Genomic DNA, 21,379 nt, shown 5'->3' with positions numbered 1-21,379 from the left:
ACTGAACCCACGAAGGTGCCCGAAGTTACAGCGCGTTCAGCCTCGCTCGCCTGCCCTCCCCCGGGGTCGCCTCGACGGAAGCAGACGCGATGTCAACCATCACTTGCCTCGCGAAGGTCGCCCCGGGGCGCACCCGATGTTGCTTGAACCCGAGGCCAGGATGCTTTTCGTATGCATACCAACGATGGGTGGGTGCCCCCCGGCACCGGACCGGTCATCCATCGACCCGGACCTTCATGAGCCTACCTCCCGAACAGCGCGTCACCTCCTGCGTGCCCCTGGGCGTGCTGCTCTCGCTGGTGCTGTTCAGCGGGTGCTCCGCCTTCGACTCGGGCAACGACACGAGCCAGAACTCGGACCGGCTCACCGCGCCCTTCGAGCCGAATGTGAATCTGCTCGCGGATGTGAACCGCGATGGCGTGGTGGACGCGGAGGACGAGGCGGGCGAGGACGCGTGGACCGCCGACCGGGGCGCCATCTTCCTGGCCAACATCGACGATGACCAGGAGATCTGCGCCTTCAGCATGTCCTCCTCCATCCTGAGTGATGACGCGCTGGCGGCCTGCAACGACGGGCGGGACTCGGAGGTGAATGGGGACGAGGACCTGTTGGACCTGGCGCGGCTGCGCGTCGAGCGCTGGGCGGACGCGCCGGGCTATGCGGTGGGGAGCATCTCCGTGACGGGGCCCGCGAGCGACAAGGTGCGCCTGTTCAAGCAAATCGAGGGTGAGTTCGTCTCGTTCCGCATCGCCAACGTCCTGCCCCTGTCAGCGAAGAACCTGCGCGAGGGCGTGAACATCGCCATCGAGGCCAACGACATCGCGAGGGACCCGGCGGAGTGGGACGGGTACGCGGACGTGGTGCTGTCCATCTACCACGTGGACCGGCCGCAGGAGCGGTTCCAGGACACGGTGCGCCTGCGCGTCGCGCCGGTGGTGATGTTCCATCATCTGACGCCGGTGCGGAACGTCTACGTGTCGCGGTTGGATATCGAGGACTCGTCGCGCTTCCGTGGCGATTTGGGCAGGGCCCTCGCCGAGTCCGGGGAGCCGACGGCCTTCTCCGAGTTCGCGGTGGAGGACCTGTGGGCGCAGGACTACTTCGAGCCCGCATACATGTCGATGCCCCGGCTCGAGGGTGGCGGCGCCCAGCACGTCATCCAGGTCAACTACCGTTCGGCCAACGTGAACTGGGGCGCGACCAAGGCTCCTCTCCGAGAGGCAGGCCGCATCGTCTACTGGCTCCGGGGCAGGAACCAGGCGGCGGTGCAGCAATACCAGACGGGCATGTCCTCCGAATCCCAGACGCTCAACTCCCTGGGCAACACGGAGGTCATCCCGCCCTACGAGAAGGACGGCGTGAAGTATCCCCTGGGGCGGCTCTTGCGCGGCCGGGGTCCCGACTCGGAGCCCGACTTCCAGCCGGACCCCAGCTTCACGAAGATGCTGGAGGCCCAGGCCGTGCAGCCGCCGGTGTACCTGGACACGTCCTGGCTCGCCGTGGCCCACGTGGACGAGACGCTCAGCTTCCTTCCCGCCGACACGCCTCGCGGCTGGATTGCGCTGGTGGCGGACCCGGCCCAGGCGCGGCGCATGTTGCAGAACGCCCAGGCCCAGGGACATGGCGAAGCGAAGCTCTTCACAGGCATGCGCTGGCCGTATGACCGGCCCGCGGAAGCGACGGTGTCGGAGCTGTTGAACCATGCCGGGGTGATGGATGCCAACGCGCGGGCGGCGCTCGAAATCGACGAGCAGTTGCTCATCCTGCGTGAAGCGACGGGCCTCACCGACGATGAGATTGTCCGCGTGCCCTTCCTCTTCCAGAACGCGCCGAACGGCGCGACGGCGCTGCAACCCGGGACGGTGAATCTCCTGTCGGTGTCCCGCTCGCTCGTCATCGCGCCGGACCCGCACGGGCTCGTCATCGACGGGAAGGACATCTTCAAGGTGCAGCTCGAAGAGGCGCTGGCTCCTCACGGCATCCGGGTGCACTGGACGGACACCTGGGACCTCTACCACCTGGGAGGTGGCGAGGTTCATTGCGCGACGAACAGCGTGCGAGAAGTGCCTTCAACGAAGTGGTGGGAGAGCGGCCGATGAGTCACGCACTGTCCGCCGGACTGGGCGCCGCGCTGTTGATGCTGTTGTTCACCTCGCCCGCCACCGCCCAGACGGCCCCTGTGGATGGACTGGGCGAGCTGCGAGAAGAAGTCGCCCGCGCGCGGCAGCAGACGCCCGAGGCCTTCGCGCGCCTGGAAGCGGTCATCCCCCAGGTGGAGGTGATGGACTCACGCAAGAGGGGCACCCTCGCCGCCGCCGCGCCGCTGTTCCGACAACTGGGTGCGCAGGCGCTGTGGCCCATGGTGGAGCGACTGGTCTTCGACGCGGGCCTGGCAACTCAACCCGCGCGCGACTCGGCGAAGCTGGCCCTCCAGGTGGGCATGGTGGAGGCCACCGGGGACCTGCGGGACGCGCGACTCCTGCCGCTGTGGCAGACCCTGCTGGAAGGCGCGGAGACGCGGAGGCCCGCGCGCCGTGCGGCGGCGGTGGCCCTGGCGAAGCTGGAGTCCCCGGAGGCCGCGGCGCTGCTCATCACGCTGTCCCCCCAGGAGGGCTTCCGCGGAGAGACGGTGCGCGAGGCCATGGGCCAGTGTCGCAGGCTGGTGGTCGCCCAGGCGCTGGCGGATGCCCTCGCGCGCACCCCGGCGCCCTCGGAGGCCCGGCGGCTCGCCGTGGCGCTGGGCGACATCGGCTCCTTCTGGGCGTGGAAGACGTCCCAGCCGAAGGCCGCTCCCGAGGAAGGTGACGTGCGCCGCGTGGCCGCCGAGGCCCTGGTCAACGCCTGGCTGAACTACACCGGAGACGTCCAGCAGGCCCTCACCCAGGCCCTCATGCGCGTGGATGCGCCGGAGACGGGAGCCCTCATCCAGTCGATGCGGGCTCGCACGCGGGAGTCCAACCACCCCGCGCTGGAAGGCCTGTCGCGGCGGATGGCGAACAACCCGCTGCGCTGAGCGTCAGGGCGCCTCGATTTCCATGCGGTAGCCCACGCCGCGCACCGTCTGGATGGCGAAGCGCGAGGCGCTGTTCCACCCCAGCTTCTTCTTCAGGCTGGAGACGAAGTTGTCCACGGTGTGAGGGTCCACGACGATGTCACGGCCCCACACCGCGTCGAGGATGTCATCGCGGCGCAGCACGCGCTCACGCTCGCGCACCAGGAAGGCCAGCAGGTCGAACTCCGTGCGCGTCAGCTCCACGTTCGCGCCCTCGGGCGTCTCCAGCTTGCGGCGGTCCATGTCCATCCGATAGCCGCCGAAGCGCACCTGCTTCGCCGGAGCACCGCCACCCGCGCGGCGCACCAGCGCGCCCACCCGGGCCAGCAGCTCGCGCAGGCGGTAGGGCTTGCCCAGGTAGTCCTGCGCGCCCGCCTCGAAGCCGCGCACGACGTCATCCTCCAGCGTGCGAGCGGTGAGCATCAACACCGGCGACGTGACACCTTCCTCGCGCAGCGACCGGCACAGCGTGTAGCCGTCGCCATCCGGCAACATGACGTCCAGGAGGATGAGCTGGAAGGCGCCGCGGGCCAGGTGCTCGCGGGCCTCGCGCACGGAGGCCGCCTCTTCCACGGCGTAGCCTCCTTGATGCTCCAGGCTGTCGCGCAGCGCGAGCCGCAGGTTCGGGTCATCCTCCACGAGCAGGATGGTGGGCTGGGTGGGATTCATAGCGTCGCGTTGGGGGAAAAGGAGAGCTCGAAGGTGGTGCCCTCGGAACTGGAGGCCACCACGCGAAGGGTACCGGAGTGCAAGCGCATGATGCGGCGACACAGCGCGAGCCCCAGGCCACTGCCGGGGACTTCGCGCCCCTGCCCGGGCAGGCGGACGAACTCGCCGAAGACGCGCTCCCAGTCTCCCGGAGCAATGCCCACGCCGTTGTCGGAGAAGCGCACGCGTCCACCCGGCAGCGACTCCACGCGCAGGCGCACGGGGACGCGGGTGTTGTAGGCGCAGGCGTTGCGCGCGAGGTTGGAGAGCAACAGGCGCAGCAGTTGGGCGTCGGCGCGCAGCTCCAGCTCGCCCACCTCCGCCACCAGCTCCACGGGGATTTTCGACCAGGCTTCCAGGTCCCTGCGCAGCAGCGACACCAGCTCGTCCAGGCGCACCGGCTCCAGCCTCGGCACCCAGCGGCCCTTGTCGATGCGGTTGAAGGACAGGAGGTTCTCCACCAGGAAGCCCAGCCCATCCGCCTCGCGAACGATGCGCGCCGGATAGTCCCGGGCGTCCGTGCCTTCGGCGAGCCGCCACTCGAGGGTCTCCGCGAGCAGACGGATGGAGGCCAGCGGCGTGCGCAGCTCGTGCGACACCGTGGCCACGAAGTCGCTCTTCAGCTCCAGGAAGCGGTACTTGCGGTGCTGCGCGAGGAAGGCCAGCGCGGCGATGCCCAGGGCCAGCCCCGCGCACAGCACCACCATGCCCGTCTTCAAGCGGTAGCGGCTCTCCAGCGCGGCCTGGGCCCGGGCCCACTCGGGCGTGGCCACCGACAACGGCAGCGCGTCCAGCGACAGCACCGCCGTGTCCCCGAGCAGCCGCACCTTGCCCTCGGTGTCCAGCAACCCGCGCTCGCGCATCTCGCGCGTGAGCGACTCCAGCAGCTCCGACGCATCCACCGCCACGCCTCGCACCTGGTTGCCACCGCGCGGTTCCAGGTACCAGCCGACGCGCACCAGGGCCGGGCCCGGAAGGGACACCGGCAGGGGCAGCGGACGGGCCGTCAGCTCGCGAGCGCGCGACTCGAAGTCGTCCACCGGCGCGCCCACCTTCGTGGAGAGCGCGGCCACCCGCTCGAGCAGGAACTGGAAGTCCGCCGGAGTGAAGCGCGAGCGGCGGGACAACAGCAGCCGCTGGAGGCCATCCAGCCGGCCACCCTTGCCGTCCGCCAGTCCATCCCGCACCAGCGCCTGCATGAGCTGCGGCACCGGGTCGCCGCGCTCCGCCAGCGACTCCAGCACCACCAGCAGGCCCGGCACGTCTCGCGTGGAGGCGAGCACGTATTGCGAGCGGTGCTGCAAGAGCGCCATCAGCGCCACCGTGGAGGCGCGACGGTCTCCCCGCGCGAGCGCCAGCTCCACCGCCCGCGTCCTCACGAGCCGCTCCGCCCACGGGTCTTCCGGGTCCTCCGACACCTCCGTGCCGGCGCGCAGCCGCGCATACCGCTCGCGGGCCGGCGAGACGTCACCGGTGTCGTGGAGCGCGAGGCGGGGCAGCACCTGCGTGCCGCGCTCTCGCAGGTAGAGGCCGGTGTCGGGAGCCAGCGGATCCGCCACCGCGGCCTCAAGGGCGGGCTTCGCGGCCTCCAGCTTGTCGTGCAGGGACTGCGTCAGCGACGCGCGCGCGTACTGCTCCAGCGCCTCGCGCCGCGAGTCGAGCGAGAGCCGGGCGTCTTCCCGCTCGTTGGCGAAGATGCGATGGAGGTAGCCCAGTCCCCAGCCGAGCCCGACGAGGCCCAGCAGCAGCGCGACGAGCATGGGCAGCAGCCTGCGAAGCATGCTCGCGGCTACCTTCCGGGACCCGGGCCCGTGTCGGGGTCCATGGTGGACAGGGAGCCTGGGGGGCCGAAGCGGTCCTTGCGCTGGTCCAACGCGCCCGCCTTCTTGATGAGCGCGCCCAACTCCACCACGTCCGGACGGCTCACCAGCAGCTCCCCGATGTCCTGCCAGAGCGCGTGCAGCCGCGGCCAGTCGAGCGTGCGCGTCCAGTAGGAGCCGCGCAGCTTCTCCGCGAAGGCGGCGGCCACGTACACCAGCCGCGTGGAGGCGGCGACGCGCGCGGAGGACGAGCGCAGGACGCTGGAGGGCAGCAGCTTCTGCACGCGGCGCCACATGGTGTTCTCGCCCTCTTCATAGAGGACGCGCAGGGTGCCGAAGGCGATGGCGGGCCCTATCAGCTTCACCTCGTAGATGGCGGTGACGGACGTGCCCGCCGCCAGCGGCACGGGCTCTGGCTCCGCGTCATCGTCGAACGGCTCCGGCGTGGCGGACTGGTTCTCGTACCCCACCAGGCGGTAGCGGGCCACGGCCTTCCGGTCGAACTCCAGTTGCACGCCCACGTCGGTGAAGGACTCGCGTGCGCGCACGCTCACTCGCACCACGTGGTAGCCCTTGCGACTGGGTGACGGGAAGCCCTCCACGTGGATGACGAACGGGCCCACCACGTCGCCGTCCTCGCCCACTTCGAAGCTGTTGACGAAGTCCTCCACCCGCACGGCCTCCTCCGCCGGCAGGGAGTCGCGCTCCAGATAGCCTCGTGTCAGCGCGTACGAAGCCGTGCTCACCTGGAACGTATACGTGGAGATGCGCTCCTCCTCCGTGTCGATGGTCGGATTGACGCCGTGGCCCCGCGTGTCCGAGTCGCGCAGCGGCTTGCTGCCGGGAGCGAAGAGGCTCTGGTTCGTACCGTCGGGCCCGAGCACCGAGAGCTGGGGCAGCGCCCACGGTGGAGCCCGGTCACGAATGTCCCCGGCCCGGGGGACGACCATCCACGCGACACCATCTGACTCCAGGCGCAGCGGGGGAGCGAACGGAGCCAGCGGAGCGAAAGCGTGGGACGCCGTGCCATTCGTCGCGGCGGAGGGCGGGGACGACGTCACGGGCGCAAGCTCCACCTGCACGGTGAGCGTCTGGCCCGACTCCACCTTCACGTCCGCGCGCGTGACGGTCTGGAAGGACTCCTTCTCGAAGCGCAGCGCGTAGAGACCCGCCGGGAGCTGGGCGAGCTGGTAGTGGCCCTTCGCGTCCGTCAGCACGGTGCGCGGCGCCGGGAGCATGGGGGACGTCGCTGAGACCTTCACCCCCACGAGGGGCTGCTGGCTCCGCGCCTGGAGGACCGAGCCCGCCACCGTGCCCACCTGTGCCCACGCCGACGTGGCGAGACACAGGAGGACACCGCACAGGGAGCGCAAGAGAGCGGTCTTCATCGTGGGACCAACGCGGACACCGGGCGGAGCCTTCCCTTCGGATTCAGCCCAGCGTGCCGCAGGTGGAGCCCGGCTGCATCACGGTTCCATCATGGAGCCGGGGCCTTGGACTCTCGCGCTACTTCACCGGAGCGAAGGGCACGTCCAGCACCGGCCGGGACTTCGCATCCGGCAGGTCATAGTGCCACCACTCCATGCGGTTGGGCGCGAAGCCCGCGCCCTCCATCGCCTCTCGCAACACCTCGCGGTGCTTGCGCGACGCCTCGCTGCCACCGGCATAGCCGTGGTGCGCCTCCGGCGTGAAGGTGTCGAAGGCGGTGGGCATCTCCACCTCCTTGCCCTCCAGCGTCACCATCGTCAGGTCCACCGCCCCACCCCGGTTGTGGTTGGAGCCCTTGCGAGGGTCCGCCACGTAGCCGGGCACGGGCATGATCTTCCACATCTCCCACTGCACGGCCCGGGGCCGGTAGCAGTCGTAGACCTTGAGCCGGTAGCCCTTGGGCCGCAGCACATCCGCCGCCGCCTTCAGCTTGCGCGCGGACTCCGGCAGCAGCAGGCAGCGCGCCGTGTCCGGATACACCTGCTTCTTCAGGAAGTTGTCCGCCGTCGCGTAGCGGAGGTCCAGCGCCAGGTCCTCCACCACCGTCGTCGCGTCCACGAGCGGCGCGATGTCACCCGCCTTCGCGCCCTTGGCCTTCGTGGGCTTCGCCGCGCCACTGTCCTGGGCCAGCGCCGTGCCGCTCACACACAGCCCCAGCACCACCACCCACCCCAGCCGCGTCGTCATGCTCATGCCCCCACCGTGTAGCGCGTCGGGTCCGGGACTCCCGCTTCCTCGAAGCCCTTCTTGCGCAACAGACAGCTGTCACAGCGTCCGCAGGCGAGCCCCTGTGCGTCCGGGTCGTAGCAGGAGTGCGTCATCCCGTAGTCCACGCCCAGCCGCGTGCCCTCGCGGATGATGTCCGCCTTCGTCAGTCCGGACAGCGGCGCGTGGACCGTGAAGCTCGCGCCCTCGACGCCCGCCTTCGTCGCCAGGTTCGCCATCGCCTCGAACGAGCGGATGAACTCCGGGCGGCAGTCCGGATAGCCGCTGTAGTCCACCGCGTTGACGCCGATGTAGATGTCCGTGGAGCCCACCACCTCCGCGAGCCCCAACGCCAGCGAGAGGAACAGCGCGTTGCGCGCGGGCACGTACGTCACGGGGATGCCGTGGCTCATCTCATCGGCCGGCCGGTCCTTCGGCACGTCGATGTCCGCGGTGAGCGCCGAGCCGCCAATCTGCCGCAGGTCGATGCTCACCACCCGGAAGTCCTTCACGCCCATGGCGCTCGCGACGTCCCGCGCCCGCTCCAGCTCCACCACGTGTCGCTGTCCGTACGCCACGGCGAGACACACCGGCTCGAAGCCCTTCGCCTTCGCCATGGCCACGCACGTCGTGGAATCCAGGCCACCCGAAATCAACACCACCGCTCGCTTCGCCATCAGTCCCTCCGCACTCCCTGCACCTTGTACGCCGTCTTGCACGTCGCGGGAGTACACGTACAGGAGCCCGGCAGGAAGACATCTGTCAGCGAACCACACGCCAGGGACACGTCGTAGCCGTTCTCCGTGGGAGCAGGCGGGCTGCCGTCGGGGACGCCTCCGTCGAACGCGTTGCAGTCCCGGTTGAGCACGCGCGCCTGGCTGTCACTGAAGATGGTCACCTTCAGCGACTCCTCGATTTGCGAGTCCTTGCAGCCGGTGCCGCACGAGGCGCGCGGCGCCGTGGCACGGAGCGCGGAGTCGACAAGCTGCCCCTCGTACTTCGCTTCGCGGTCGAAGCCCTGCACGGTGAACCAGCCGGTGCCACCGTCGTCGTTCTTGGAGAACGTGCCCTCGAAGCGGAACACGCCGCCGTCGTCGAGCTGCGCGAACTCCGGCATCGCCGCGTCGCAGGTGGTGTTCGCCGGATCCAGCCGTGCCTCGAACTGGAAGGTGCCCAGGAGCTGATTGCCCGGGTACACGGGGTCCGAATAACAGGCCATGGCCGTCACGACGGCGGCGGCGGGGAGGACGGAGAGGGCAATGTGCTTCAGGCGCATACGGCGCGGAGGCTACACGGCTACCCGACGTCGAGCACGCAAAGGGCCACGGCACGGAAGGCGCCTCCACGTCCGAGCACCGCGCCCACATCCACCCGCGCTGGGTCACTCCCGCGCACCTCCGCATCCAGACGCGCCAGGACGCGCCCCGCGGCGAGCGAGGCGGGCACCGCTCGGAAGGCCGCCACTGCGGCGGCCTCGAAGCCGGGCACCTCTCCAGGACGAGACAGCTTCACGCCGTCCTCGCCCAGCACGAGGGCCAGCGCGGACAGGTAGCCCAGCTCCACCGAGCCGAAGCACGACAGCGCGCCCGCGCCCAGCACCAGCGCCTCCGAGCTGACCAGGTACCCCTCCACGCCACCCGAGGGGTCCACGTACACCCGCAGGCCGCTGGCTCCCAGCGACGACAGCAGGGGACGCAGCGCGGCGAAGAGTCGGGGGAAGCGCTCGGCCGTCACCTGCAGCGAGTCCGCGGGCAGCGCATGCTCGAAGCCCGTGGGCACCGGCAGCGCGGACACGGATGCCGCGGGCACCGTCGCCGTGCTGGAGGACAAGGCCGCGCCGACACCGTCCGCGCGCTCGGCGGCGTCCTGACGCTCCAGGAGCCGCAGGGCCTCCGCGAAGAGCGTCCAACCATCCACGTCCAGCGGCGCCGCGCGCAGCAGCTCCGGCCAGACGCGCACGGCGAACGGCGCGCCTTCAATCACCGGAGAGAGCCGCTCACATGCGAGGCGGAGGACCTCTGGAGACAGGACCCCCGCGTCGAAGAGGCGCTCGGCGAGCCGGGCCGCGGGAGACACGAGCTGCGCGTCCAGATAGCCGCGGAGGATGGACTCCAGCACGCCGGGCTCGTCGGTGAGCCGCTCGCGCAGCCCCAGGGCCTCGCCCGTGAGGCCGCGCTGCTCCGCCAGCCTCGCGCGGCGAGCGAGCCGCTCCTCCGTCTCCGGCAGCGCCTCCAACTGCGCGACGGCGTCCGCCACCTGGCCCAGGACCTCGTAGGCATCCGCCAGTCGCTCGCGATGGGGCGTGGCCGCGTCGGGCCCCTCCTCCACCGTCAGCCGCTCCGCGAGCGACACGAAGACAGCGGGCTCCTTCGACTCGTCCACCAGCGCCAGCAGGTTGCGCAGCGAGGGCAGGCTGGTGCCATCGGTGTCCAGCGCGCGCTCGAAGGCCGCGCGGGCCGCGTCGGGCTGGTCCAGCGGGCTCAGCAACAGCTCGCCGTGCTCCAGGTGCAGCGCGGCCAGGACGCGGGCGTCCTCCTCCACCTCGATGAGCCGCGCCAGCGAGCGCGCGGCGGCGTCGAAGCGGCCCAGCCCGTACTCCAGCGTGTGACGCTCGCGCAGCAGCGGCTTGCGGCGCGACGTCCATCCCTCCGCCGCCATGGCCAGCGCTTCCACGCGCGCGGCATCAGACAGGGCGCGCACACGGCCGAGCACCGCTTCCGAGAGCGCCTCCGGGTGCTTCTCCAGCCCCGGCAACAACAGGGTGAGCCGGGTGCCGAAGTTCGCATCGGACGACAGCTCGTCCAGGGCCCGCAGGCGCTGGAGCGCCGGGGCATCCGCCGCGCGAAGCACTTCGTCACGCAGGGCGACGGCGAAGGGCTCGTCACGCGTGACGGAGAGGGCCGCCAGCTCCAGCAGTCCTTCCGCGTCGCGCTCGGCGCGCAGGCCGTCCGCGAGGGCGGAGGCATGGGCCGCATCCGCGTCCGGCTGAGCCACCAGGGCCCACAGCGCCTCGCGCGTGCGCGCCGTATCGCCGGCCTGCGCGGCCATGGCCAGCGCATCCGTCAGCTCTCCAGCGGCCATGGCGGGCGCGAAGCCCACCTGGAGCGCGCGAGTGAAGGCACCCAGCCGGCCGAAGCGTTCCGCCAGCTCCGCGGGCGCGAGGATGTCCGGTGCTTCGGTGGCGATGCGCTCGATGACCTCCAGCGCTTCACCGTGCTCGCCCGCCTTCTCCCAGAGGTCCGCGGCCTCCAGCAGCAGCGGCGGACGCTCCTCCGGCGAGGCGAGCCGCGCCGCCTGGAGCAGCGCCTTGGCGGCCCGGGGCGCCTCCCCCAGGGCGCGATGCAGGTGGGCGACGCGCATCGCCGCGTCCACGTCCGGCTCGGTCGCCACGGCGGCCTTCGCCGCCTTCAGCGCGTCCCGCAGGCGCCCCGCGCTCTCGAAGGCCCGAGCGGAGGACAAAAGGAGCACCAGCCGCTCGCGACCGGAGACCAGCTCCGCGCGAGCCACCTGCACCTCGGCCCGGCGCGCGGGCTCATCACGCAGCAGCTTCTCCAGCTCCTCCAGCGCGACGGCATAGCCCGCGCCCGAGGCGCCACGCTCGACGACGGCTTCGAGCGACTCGCGGGCCCGCGACACCTGGTCCGAGTCGCGGAGCAGCGTGGCCAGCTCCAGGCGCAGGACGGACGCCTCGTCGGCATCCTCCAGGTGAGGCACCAGTCGCTCCAGCGCCTCCAGCAACCGCGTCGCCTCCCCCCGCTCGCGCAGCCCCGTCACGAGGGCGCGCAGCGCGGTGACATCCTCGGGGGCGGCCTCGGCCGCGCGCTGGGTGAGCTCCCAGGCCGCGTCCACGTCCGCGAGCGACTCGGCGGCCACGGTGGCGGCGGCCAGCAACAACTCGGCGGCGCGCACGCCACCGGCGGCCTCGGCGCCGGACTCGTACACCGCCAGCAGGTCCCCGTGGCGCCCCAGCGCGCGCAGGCCCGCCACCGCGCGGTCGATGACGGAGGCATCCGCCGGACGCAGTCGCGCCAGCGGCAGCAGCGCGTCGATGGCGTCCTTCGGGTCGTCGAAGAGGTCCGCCGCGCGGCGGTACAACACCTCCGCCGTCGCCGTGTCCTCCGCCCGCCGGGCCAGCTGCAACGAGGCCCGGTACAGACCCGGTGCGTTGCCCGTGCGCGAGTGGACTTCCGCCAGCAGCGACAGCGCCTCGCGGCCGCGCTCGCCTTCCGGCTCCAGCGACACCACCGACTCGAAGGCATCCGCCGCGTCGTGGTACGCGTTCGCGCCCAGCGAGGCATGGCCCAGCCGCAGCCATGTCCGCGCGCGCACCGTCACGGGCAGCGTCTCGCCACCGGCCGACAGCAGGCGTCGGTCATACGGTCTCGCGGCGGCGGGGCCTCCGCTCTGGGCCGCCAATTCGGCGCGCGCGGACAGCGCCTCCACGTCGTCACCCGAGGAGCCCAGGTACACGTCGAACGCCTCGGCGGCCAGCAGCGCCTCGCCCGCGTCCAGCAAGCGGGTGGCGCGCTCGCGCAAGAGCGGCAGCGCTTCCTCGGGAGGCAGGGCCGCGGCGCGCACGGCCAGCAACTCCGACAGCCGGCGCACGTCTCCGGCCGCGCGCTCGCGCACGCGCTCGAAGGCTTCTGCGCTCGCGGGGCTCAGCTCGAAGGCCCGGTCCTCGCACAGCAGCGCGCGCTCGCGGGCACCCGCCGCGCGGAAGGCCCGGGCGGCGGCGAGGTAGCTGTCCGCGGCGTCGGCATCCGACTGACGCTGGGCCCGGCGCAGCATCAACTCCGCGAGCGACTGCGGGTCCTCGTTCTCCTCCAGGAAGGCGCGGTGCCGCGAGAAGACGGGTTCGCGGAAGGGGTCGGCCTCCAGCAGCACGGCGTCGAACTCGGCCGCGTCCGCGTGGCGCTTCACCTCGTGCAGCAGCTCCGCCGCCTGCGCGGTGAGGTCCAGGTCATCCGGGCGAGCGGACCGCGCGGCGATGAAGGCCGCCGCCGCCGCGTCCGGGCGCCCCGCCCTGTCGCGGTACAGCACGGCCGCGCGCTGGAGCAGTGCCGCGCGGCGCTCCGTGTCCGGCTCACCCTCGGCGCACTCCTCGTACCAGGCCGCCAGCTCCGCCAGCCGCCCGTCCCGCTCCAGGAGGCGAGCCAGCAGCGTCTCGGCTTCATCCAGCGAACGGTCCTGCCGCAGCGCTCCGCGCAGGAAGCGCTCCGCCTCTTCCGTATCCGCGAGCACGCCCAGGTGCAGCTTCGCCAGCCGCAGTCGCAGCGCCGCCGCTTCCTTCGCGTCGTCCAGCAGGGGCAGCGCGCGCTCCAGCCAGAGGGCCTCCGCGTCGGCATCGTCCCGGCGCTCCGCCAGCGCCGCGCCCAGCCGCGCCGTGCCCAGGTCCTCCGCCAGCGAGAAGGCGCGGTCCAGCGCGCTCTCCGCCGCGGCCAGGTCCAGCTTCACATCGCGCAGCAACTCCGCGCGCCGACGCTCGCACGCGGCGGCCTCGGGGGCGCGCCCACGCGACTCCAGCAAGTCTCGCGCGTCCGCCAGTGCCCGGAGCGCGTCGTCCGCGCGGCCCGTGGCCTCCGCGAGACTCGCCTCTTCGTCATGGGCCGCGAGCGTCGCGGCCACGTCGCCCACCTGGAGGCTGAGCGCGGCCACATGGCGCAGCTCCGCGAGCAGCTCCAGCGAGCGACCCGTCTCGCGGTAGAGCGAGGCGAGCTGGAGGCGCAGCGGCAACGGCATCGTCGCCATCTCCGCCGCGCGCGACAGCAGCGACGCCGCCACACCCGCGTCGGCGAGCGCGGCACGCGCCTTCTCCGCGAGCACCACGAGCCGCCGCACCGTGTCCTCGGAAGGCGCCAGGGCGCGAGCGTGGGTGACGAGCACCTCGAACGCGCCGCGCGGGTCGTCCTTCTCCAGCAGCGCGGAGAGCCGCTGCACCGCGGGCTCGCACAGCGGACGCTCGACGAGCAGCTTCCGGTACGCCCCCACCGCGCGCTTCGTCTCGCCCGCGCTCTCCGCCAGCTCCGCCAGCCGCAGCCAGGTGGCCTCGGCCGCGTCGGCGCTCGCGGTGAAGTCCGCCGTCGAGGCCAGCGTCTCCTGGAGCGGCAGGGCCTCCAGCACCGCGCCGCGCAGGTAGAGCAACTCCGCCAGCGACGCCAGCTCCGCGCCGCGCGCCGGCACCAGGGAGTGTGCCTTGCGCGCCAGCTTCAGCGCGCGGTCCAGGTCCTGGGCATCCCGCGCGTACGCGGCGCCCTCGCGCAGGAGCGTGGCGGCCTCGGACGTCGTGGCGCTCTCTGCGGCGGTCTCCAGCAGGGCCGCGGCCTCGCGCAGCTCTCCGCGCCCGGCCACCAGCGACACCAACCGGCGTCGCACGTCCGAGTCGCCGGGAGCGAACCGCAGCGACTGTCGCAGCGCCGCCTCCGCGGGGGCCGGCTGCTCCAGGCGCTCCAGGTAGAGCGATGCCAGCTCCGCGTACATCGCCGCGGACTCGGACGGCGGAGCATGAGGCGCCTCGGCCGCGAGCAGCTCCGCCAGCGCTGCCCAGTCCTCCAGGGCCCGAAGCGCGCGCTGCAAGGAGACGGTGGCCCGCGCGTGACGCGGGGCCAGCGCCAGCGCGGCCTGAAGGCTCCCACGAGCCTCCGCCAGCTCTCCTCGCGTCTCCAGCAGTGTGGCGCGAGCGAGCAGGGCCTCGACGCGGCGGGGCGTGGGGCCCTGGCGAGCGGCCTCGGCGAGCGCGGCGGCTTCCTCGTCCGGGCGCTCGTCGCGGTGGGCCAGGTCGGCCAGGGTGAAGAAGGCGTCACAGCGCTCGGCGTCCGACGGGGACAGCGCCACCGCGGAGACCAGCGCCTCGCGCGCGAGCCCCCGCTCATCCTTCTCCGCCAGCACGGTGGCCAGGGCGAGCAGCCGCTCCCGAGCGCGCGTGCCCAATTGGGCATCGGCGACCACGGCGCGACGCCACACTTCCAGCTCCCCGGCCTCGTCTCCGGACTCACGCGCCAGCTCCGCCAGCGCGAGCAGCAGGGCCGCGGGACGGCGGGCCAGCTTCGCGGCCTCGGAGAAGTCCTCGCGCGCGGCGGAAATCCGGCCCGTGGCGCGATGGAGCACGGCGCGACGCGCGAGCAGCTCCGAGCGGTCCTCGCCCGTCGCGGACGCCACCAGCGCGCCCAGCAACTCCAGGCGCTCGGCTTCCTCGTCCGAGGAGCCCGTGCCCGGAGGCGGCAGCAAGTCCAGCAGCGCCTGCGCCGCCCAGGTGTCCTGCGGCTCCTCCAGTCGCAGGCTGCGCAGCGAGTCCACCGCCGCGCCGGCACGACCGAGCACGAGGGACAGCTCCGCCAGCTCGCGACGGGCCGCGCGCCGGGGCTCGCCGGACAGGCGCGGCCACAGCTCCACCAGCAGGTCCGCCAGCGCCTCGCGAGCGCCGGCCTTGCGGTGCAGGTTGACCAGCTCCACGCGGGCGTCGAGGTCCTCGGGAGCCCGGATGCAGTACTCGGACAGCAGGCGACGCGCGGAGTCCGTCCGGCCCGCGCGCACGGCGGCGCTGGCGGCCTTGCGCGTGAGCGCCACCCGCTCCGCTTCCCGGGGCGCGTCCGCGTCCACCGGAGGCAGCGCCAGCACCGCCTCGAAGTCCTCCAACGCGGAGCGCGCGTCGGTGGGAAGCTTCAGCTCACCGCGTCGCTGGCGCGCGGGCGCGAAGGACGCGTCGCGCTCCAGGGCCTCGGCGAGGAACGCCTCTTCGCGACTGGTGCCCGCCGCCAGCAGCGAGGCGCGGTAGAGCAGCTTCGCGCCGGAGCGGTCCTCCGGCACCAGCGCGGCGCGGCGCGCGTACAGCCGGGCGGCTTCCAGCTTCTCGCCCCGCTCCAACTCCAGCTCGGCCAGCGACTCCAGCACCTCGGCCGCCAGCGGCCCCTGGGGACTGGCCTCCAGCGCGGCCGTCAGGCGCAGCAACGCGGCGGCCTTCTCGCCCCGCTCCAGCAAGGCACGAGCGCTCTGGAGGAACAGCGGCGCGGCTTCCTCGGCGCGGTCGGCGCCCATCAGCGCCTGGGCACGGCCCGCCCACAGCTCGGCCAGCGCCTGCGTCTCGCCCGCCTCCGTGTAGAGCGACTCCAGCCGCGCGGCCAGCGCGTCATCCAGCCGGCGCAGCGGCAGCGCCTGCGCGTACGCGGCGATGGCGCCTTCGCGGTCGCCCAGCATCTCGCACGCGCGACCCAGCCGGGCGCGCACGTCCGCCAGCTTCTCCGGCGCCGCGGTGCGCGGCAGCGTGGACAAGAGCGACTCCAGCGCGCGTCGGGCGTGCTCGGGGCGCTCGCAGCGCAGCGACAGGTCCGCCAGGTCCAGCAGCACGGCGGAGTCCGGGGCCAGCCGCGCCGCCTTCTCCAGCGCCACCAGCGCGTCACCCACCCGACCCAGGCGGGCCTCCAGCACACCGGCCAGCTCTCGCAGCGCCGCGGCGGCGAGCCGCTTGTCGCCCTGCGCCTCCGCCACCCGCGCGCGCTCCTCCAACGCCACGGCCAGCCCGGCCATGTCCGCGCGCTTGCGCTGCAGGGCGCACAATTCGCCCAGCGCGGGCAGGTCATCCGGCTCCGCGCGCAGCACTTCCTGGAGGGAGTGCACCGCCAGGTCCAGGTCGAAGGCCAGGTCGCGCGCGGCCACCGCGAGGCGGCGGTACTTCTGCGCGCGCTCCTTCACGTCCGGCGCCAGTCGCGCCAGCGCGGACAGGCACCGCGTCAGAAGCGGCCCGTCACGCCGCGCCTCGGCCAGCGCCAGCAGCGACTCCAGCGCGGGACGGTGGTCGGCGTCGGCCTCCAGCGCGAGCAGCAGCAGTTTCTCCGCCTTCTCCGGCTGCTGGAGTCGGCCGCGATACAGCTCACCCGCCTCGGCCCAGGACGCGGCGCGCTTCGCCGGCTCGTCCTGGAGCGCGGCGGACTTCTCCAGCGCGTCGGCCAGCTCCAGCGACTTCCCGGTGATGCGGAAGTACGGAATCAGCTCCTCGAGCGCCACCGCGTCGCGCGGGTCCAGCGACAGCGCGGACTCCAGGTGCTCGCGCGCACGCGCCGGGTCTCCCAGTCGGGAGCGGTACAGCCGCGCCAGCGCATGGTGGCTGGCGTGCGCGGCATGGCGGACGCCTTCCGAGCGCGGCGCCGGCCCCGCGAGCTCCAGCGCCTGCTGGTAGCCCGCGAGCGCCTCCTGCAACCGGCCCAGTCCTTCCGCCACGCGCGCGGCGGCGAACAGCGGCTCCGCCTCGCCGGGCAGCAGCGACACCGCCTCGCGGTAGCGCAGGAGCGCGTTCTCCGGCTGCTTCAGGCCCTCTTCCCACACGCGACCGGCCATCAGGTCCGCGTGGCCCACGCGGTCCAGCTCGTGCCGGGCCATGGACACTTCACGCAGCCGGTCCAACGCCTTCAGCGCGCGCAGGTGCTCGCCGCCCCGGTGACACAGCTCGCCCAGCAACAGCAGCGCATCCGACTGGTCCGGCGACAGTCGCAGCGCCGCCTCGCAATGCAGGCGCGCCCCCGCGATGTCGTCCTCCGTCTGCGCGCACAGTCGAGCGAGATGCACGTGCGCGTCCGCGGCCTCATGCGGGTCGCGAGCGAGCGCCGCCAGCCGACGGTACGCCCGCACCGCGCCCGCCTTGTCCCGGGCCTGGTCCGACGCGCGCGCCAGCGCCTTGAGCGAAGGCAGGTGGTCCGGCTTCAGGCCCAGCAGCTCGTGCAGCGCCTTCACCGCCACCTGGGGCGCGGTGTCTCGCGAGCAACGCGCCGCCGCCTCGGCGGAGAAGAAGGCCGCGGCCTCCTCCGAGGTGCGACGGGCCAGCGCGCACAGCGCCAGGTAGCGCTCGGCGGCGCGGGCACCCTCGCCCCGACGCTCGCGCACCACGGCCTCGCCCCACAGCGCGGCGGGACTGCGGTCTCGACGACGCTGCAGCGTGGCGGCCACGTCCAGCGCCAGCTCATGCGCCTGCGGGTCCGCCACCAGCAGCGAGAGCAGGCGCTCGGCCGCGAAGGGGTGCGCGTCCTGCGCGTCCCCGGCCTGGAGGTACTGCTGTCGCGCCTCGGCCAGCCGGCCCTGGGCGACGAGCCCCTCCGCGTCCGCGAAGGCCCGCGCGCCCTCCAGCGTGAGGAGCAGCTCCTCGTCCGGCGCGGACGGCGGAGGCAGGCCCCCGGCCGCGAAGCGCAAACGCAGCCCCGAGCTGGACACCTCCGCGGCGGACAGGCGCGCGGTGTCCAGCGACGGCATCTTGTACCCACGGCTCACCGCCGCGAGCTGACACAGCGCAGGCAGCACGCGGGTGGAGAAGCCGGAGGCCCCGCGCACCTCCACGTCCGGCACCAGCGCCAGCGCGCCCACTGCCGCGGACAGGAGGCCGGGCACCTGCACCGACGGCGTGGAAGAGAACCCGTAGAGGCGGACGTCGTAGAGATAGACGGCGAGCTTCTCCCCGTCCGCGTCGAAGGCCACCTTGAACGTGAAGGGCGTGCGCTCCGGCGCGGGCAGTCGGCCCTGTCCTTCCAGGTATCCGGGACGGAAGTGCAGCCGCACCTCCTCCAGGCCCGCGAGTCGCCCTGCCAGCTCCGCCACCCGCCGCGTCACCAGGTCCGCGTCGACGGACAGCTCCAGGAAGCCGAAGTGCAACTTCTTGCGCTGATAACGCGTGGCACCGGCGCTGACGTTGAACGGGAAGCTGACGTCCGGAATCTGGAGCGCGAAGTCGGAGATGCGCAGGCCCGGCACGACTTCCAGGGCCGGGAAGCCCACGAACGCCCTGCGGTCCAGCAGGCGCAGCTCGGGTGCGGCGGCGCGCGCATCGGGCGCCGCGGTGGGCTTGGGGGAGTCGCTCTCGTTGGCCATCGCGGGAGCCTGGAAACTACCACGGGGTCCAAGCGCCCGAAATTTATGACAATCCCCCGCCCGGGGGGCAACCAACGGGGCTGGGGGACCCCAGGGCCGCATGTGTTGTTCGTCATGCGCGCCGGACTGAAGTCGGACAATATGCGCCCGGCGTGCTGGCTCCCGACTCCCTCGTCCTCGACGGTCGCTTCCGAGTACTCCGTCCCTTGGGTTCGGGCGGAATGGGCGAAGTGTACCTGGGTGAACAGGTCTCCCTGGGCCGCAAGGTGGCCATCAAGGTCCTTCACCACGACCTCAACGCCCAGCCCGGCATGGCCGAGCGCTTCAAGCGCGAGGCCCGCCTCCTCTCCGCCGTCGAGCACCCCGCCGTGGTGCACATCGTCGACTTCGGTGAGTCCGGTGACCACGCGTGCCTGGTGATGGAGTTCGTGGAAGGCGAGAGCCTCTACGACGTGCTCACCCGGGGCGCCATGCCGCCGGGACGCGCGCTGCCGCTGCTCCACCAGCTCGCGGAGGGCCTGTCCGCCATCCACGAGAAGGGCATCATCCACCGGGACCTGAAGCCGGAGAACGTCTTCATCTCCCCCGGCGTGCGCGGCGAGCAGGCCCGGCTCCTGGACTTCGGCATCGCTCGACTGGTGGAGCCGGACGCGCAGAGCAACGTCAGTCAGGTTGGCGTGGTGCTCGGCACCCCGGAGTACCTGTCGCCGGAGCAGGCGGTGGGCGCGAAGGTGGACACGCGCAGCGACCTGTACACCTTTGGCGTGCTGACCTACCGCGTGCTGTCCGGACGGCTCCCCTTCGATGGGCCGCAGGCGCGCCACTTCCTCGCACAGCACGCCTCCCACGCCCCGCTCCCGTTGGACAGGGCTGCGCCTTCCCTGTCGCGCTACATCGGCCTGCTGTCGCTGGTGATGCGCCTCCTGGAGAAGAACCCGGCCAAACGCCCCCAGAGCGCGCACGAGCTGGCGGATGCGCTGGCCGCCGCGCACTCGTCGCTGTCCGCCTTCACACCCGGCCTGGGCACGCCCGCCTACGTCAGCGCTCCCACCACCAGCACCACGCCCTCCGGCACGTCCGTCTTCGGCGCGGGAGAAGCCACGAGCACGGGCCCCAGCGGGACGTCCGTCTTCGGCGCGGAAGAAGCATCAGCTCCGCTTCCGAGCCGCTCGAGTCGAGGCACCGCCGCGTTCGGCCTGGAGTCCTCGACGGGCCCCGACAGCGCGGCGTCCGCGCCGATGGCGATGCGCACGGGCACGGCGTCCTTCGGCACGCGGCCCTCGCTGTCTGGCAGCACATCGACGGTGAAGCCTCAGAACCTGACGGTGATGCTCACCGACATCCAGGGTTTCACCGAGCGCACCAGCCGGCAGACGCACGAAGAGAACGCGCGGATGCTGGAGACGCATGACCGGCTGCTGATGCCCCTGGTGCGAGAGCACGAGGGACGACTCGTGCAGAAGCGCGGCGATGCCCTGCTGGTGGTGTTCCGCTCTCCCACTGCCGGCGTGTTGTGCGGCATGGCCATGCAGGACCGGCTGTGGCGCCACAACCAGTCGCTGCCCAACGAGGAGCGGCTGCACGTGCGCGTGTGTCTGCATGCCGGCGAGGTGCTGCTGACCGCCGACACCGTGCTGGGCGAGCCCATGGAGGTGGTCGAGACGGTGGAGCACGTCGCCGCCGCGGGCCAGGTGACCTTCACGGAGGCGGTGAACCTGGCGCGCAATCGCGCAGGAGCGGACGTCGAGCCGTGCGGCTCCATCACCCTCCCCGGCCGCGAGGAACAGCTCCAGCTCTACCGCTGCCAGCAGGCGGCCGAGGGGCCTCCCTTCGGCGGACGTTTCGAGAAGCAGAACGCCCTCATGGTGCGACTGGCCCCCGCGGTCCAACGGACGCGCGCGGCGCTGGCCCCCATCTCCCAGCGGGTGCGCTCTCTCGGAAGCTCCCTGCGCACGGCGACGAGCACGCTGGGCGCGGGCCTGTCCCGACTCGGCGCGGCCCTGAAAATCCCCCCGAAGCTGAAGGAGGGACTCGGCAGGACGGTGGTGCTCGCGCGCGCGAAGCCGCGTCAGGCGGCGGCGGTGCTTGGAGCGGTGGTGCTCCTGGGCGGCGGCGTGGCCCTGGTGGTGCATCTGAACAGCCCTGCCGTGCGCGCCATGTCGCTGCTGAAGGCTGGAAAGAGTAACGAAGCGCTGGCGCTGCTGAACGCGACGTCGAACGAGGAGCAGAAACAGCCCTCGGTGCGGCGCGCGCTCGCGGCGACCCACCACGCGCTGCGCAACCACGACAAGGAGCGGGTGCTGCTCGCCACGCTGGACGTGGACGGGCGCGCGGAGGTGGAGGACTCCGTGCTGGATGGGCTCGCGGAGGACTTCGGCCGCGGCGACATCGACGAACCCGTGCGCAAACTGCTGGCCACCCTCCCGAAGGAACGGGTGCGCCCTCACTTCGAGTCCCTCGTCGAGGACGAGTACTCGCTGAAGCAGTGGGGGGCGCTTCGCTACCTGGACTCCTCGGAGCTCGCTGACGAGGTGGACCTGGTGGTGGCCTACTCCAAGGCCCTGGAGGCGAAGGAGTGTGGCGTGCGCAGGGCCGCCGCGAAGCGGCTGGGCGTGCTGGGCAACACGGACGCGGTCCCCGCCCTCATCCGACTCGCCGAGCTGGGCAGCACCAAGGGCGGCGACTGCGGCCAGGACGAGGCGAACCGAGCCATCCAGAAGTTGAACAAGAAGGGCGGCTGAAACCCGGGAGGCGTGTCACC

10 protein-coding genes are annotated in these 21,379 nt (G+C 72.4%); 3 read left to right on the top strand and 7 right to left on the bottom strand.

The window, feature by feature from the left end; translation table 11 throughout:
* Positions 1-236: 236 nt before the first annotated feature.
* The gene (locus HUA76_RS13435) at positions 237-2,099 is read left to right on the top strand and encodes a protein-arginine deiminase family protein (RefSeq protein ID WP_174461050.1); all 1,863 of its coding nucleotides are present in this window, start codon (positions 237-239) and stop codon (positions 2,097-2,099) included.
* The gene (locus tag HUA76_RS13430; RefSeq protein WP_174461049.1) at positions 2,096-3,013 is read left to right on the top strand and encodes a hypothetical protein; all 918 of its coding nucleotides are present in this window, start codon (positions 2,096-2,098) and stop codon (positions 3,011-3,013) included. The genes HUA76_RS13435 and HUA76_RS13430 overlap by 4 nt, the downstream gene beginning before the upstream one ends.
* A gap of 3 nt (positions 3,014-3,016) precedes the next feature.
* On the opposite strand, the gene HUA76_RS13425 is transcribed toward HUA76_RS13430, so the two are convergent.
* From HUA76_RS13425 to HUA76_RS13395, 7 genes are all read right to left on the bottom strand, one after another.
* Entirely contained in the window at positions 3,017-3,721 is a 705-nt protein-coding gene (locus HUA76_RS13425; RefSeq protein ID WP_174461048.1) for a response regulator transcription factor, read from the bottom strand.
* The gene (locus HUA76_RS13420; RefSeq protein WP_174461047.1) at positions 3,718-5,541 is read right to left on the bottom strand and encodes a HAMP domain-containing sensor histidine kinase; all 1,824 of its coding nucleotides are present in this window, start codon (positions 5,539-5,541) and stop codon (positions 3,718-3,720) included. Before HUA76_RS13420 ends, HUA76_RS13425 begins: the two co-directional genes overlap by 4 nt.
* Positions 5,542-5,549: 8 nt before the next feature.
* On the bottom strand, positions 5,550-6,968 hold the full coding sequence (locus HUA76_RS13415) for a von Willebrand factor type A domain-containing protein (RefSeq protein ID WP_174461046.1): 1,419 nt from the start codon (positions 6,966-6,968) through the stop codon (positions 5,550-5,552).
* Positions 6,969-7,086: 118 nt separating this feature from the next.
* Positions 7,087-7,755, bottom strand: coding sequence for a D-alanyl-D-alanine dipeptidase (gene ddpX / locus HUA76_RS13410; protein ID WP_174461211.1), 669 nt, complete (start codon positions 7,753-7,755; stop codon positions 7,087-7,089).
* A 2-nt stretch (positions 7,756-7,757) separates the two neighbouring features.
* Complete coding sequence (queC, locus tag HUA76_RS13405) at positions 7,758-8,450, bottom strand: 7-cyano-7-deazaguanine synthase QueC (RefSeq protein ID WP_141642965.1); 693 nt, start codon at positions 8,448-8,450, stop codon at positions 7,758-7,760.
* Positions 8,450-9,049, bottom strand: a complete 600-nt coding sequence (locus HUA76_RS13400) for a hypothetical protein (protein ID WP_174457897.1) — start codon at positions 9,047-9,049, stop codon at positions 8,450-8,452. The genes queC and HUA76_RS13400 overlap by 1 nt, the downstream gene beginning before the upstream one ends.
* Positions 9,050-9,069: 20 nt before the next feature.
* Positions 9,070-18,618: a flagellar hook-length control protein FliK gene (locus HUA76_RS13395; protein ID WP_174461045.1), complete on the bottom strand. Its 9,549-nt coding sequence runs from the start codon at positions 18,616-18,618 to the stop codon at positions 9,070-9,072.
* 152 nt (positions 18,619-18,770) lie between these two features.
* On the opposite strand from HUA76_RS13395, the gene HUA76_RS13390 reads away from it, so the two are divergent.
* A complete protein-coding gene (locus tag HUA76_RS13390) occupies positions 18,771-21,359 on the top strand; it encodes a protein kinase (RefSeq protein WP_174461044.1) in 2,589 nt (862 codons plus the stop codon).
* Positions 21,360-21,379: the final 20 nt, after the last annotated feature.

It is taken from the genome of Myxococcus sp. CA056, assembly GCF_013336715.1.
Classification (GTDB): Bacteria; Myxococcota; Myxococcia; order Myxococcales; family Myxococcaceae; genus Myxococcus; species Myxococcus llanfairpwllgwyngyllgogerychwyrndrobwllllantysiliogogogochensis.
This window is presented reverse-complemented; position numbering and strand designations above follow the sequence as displayed.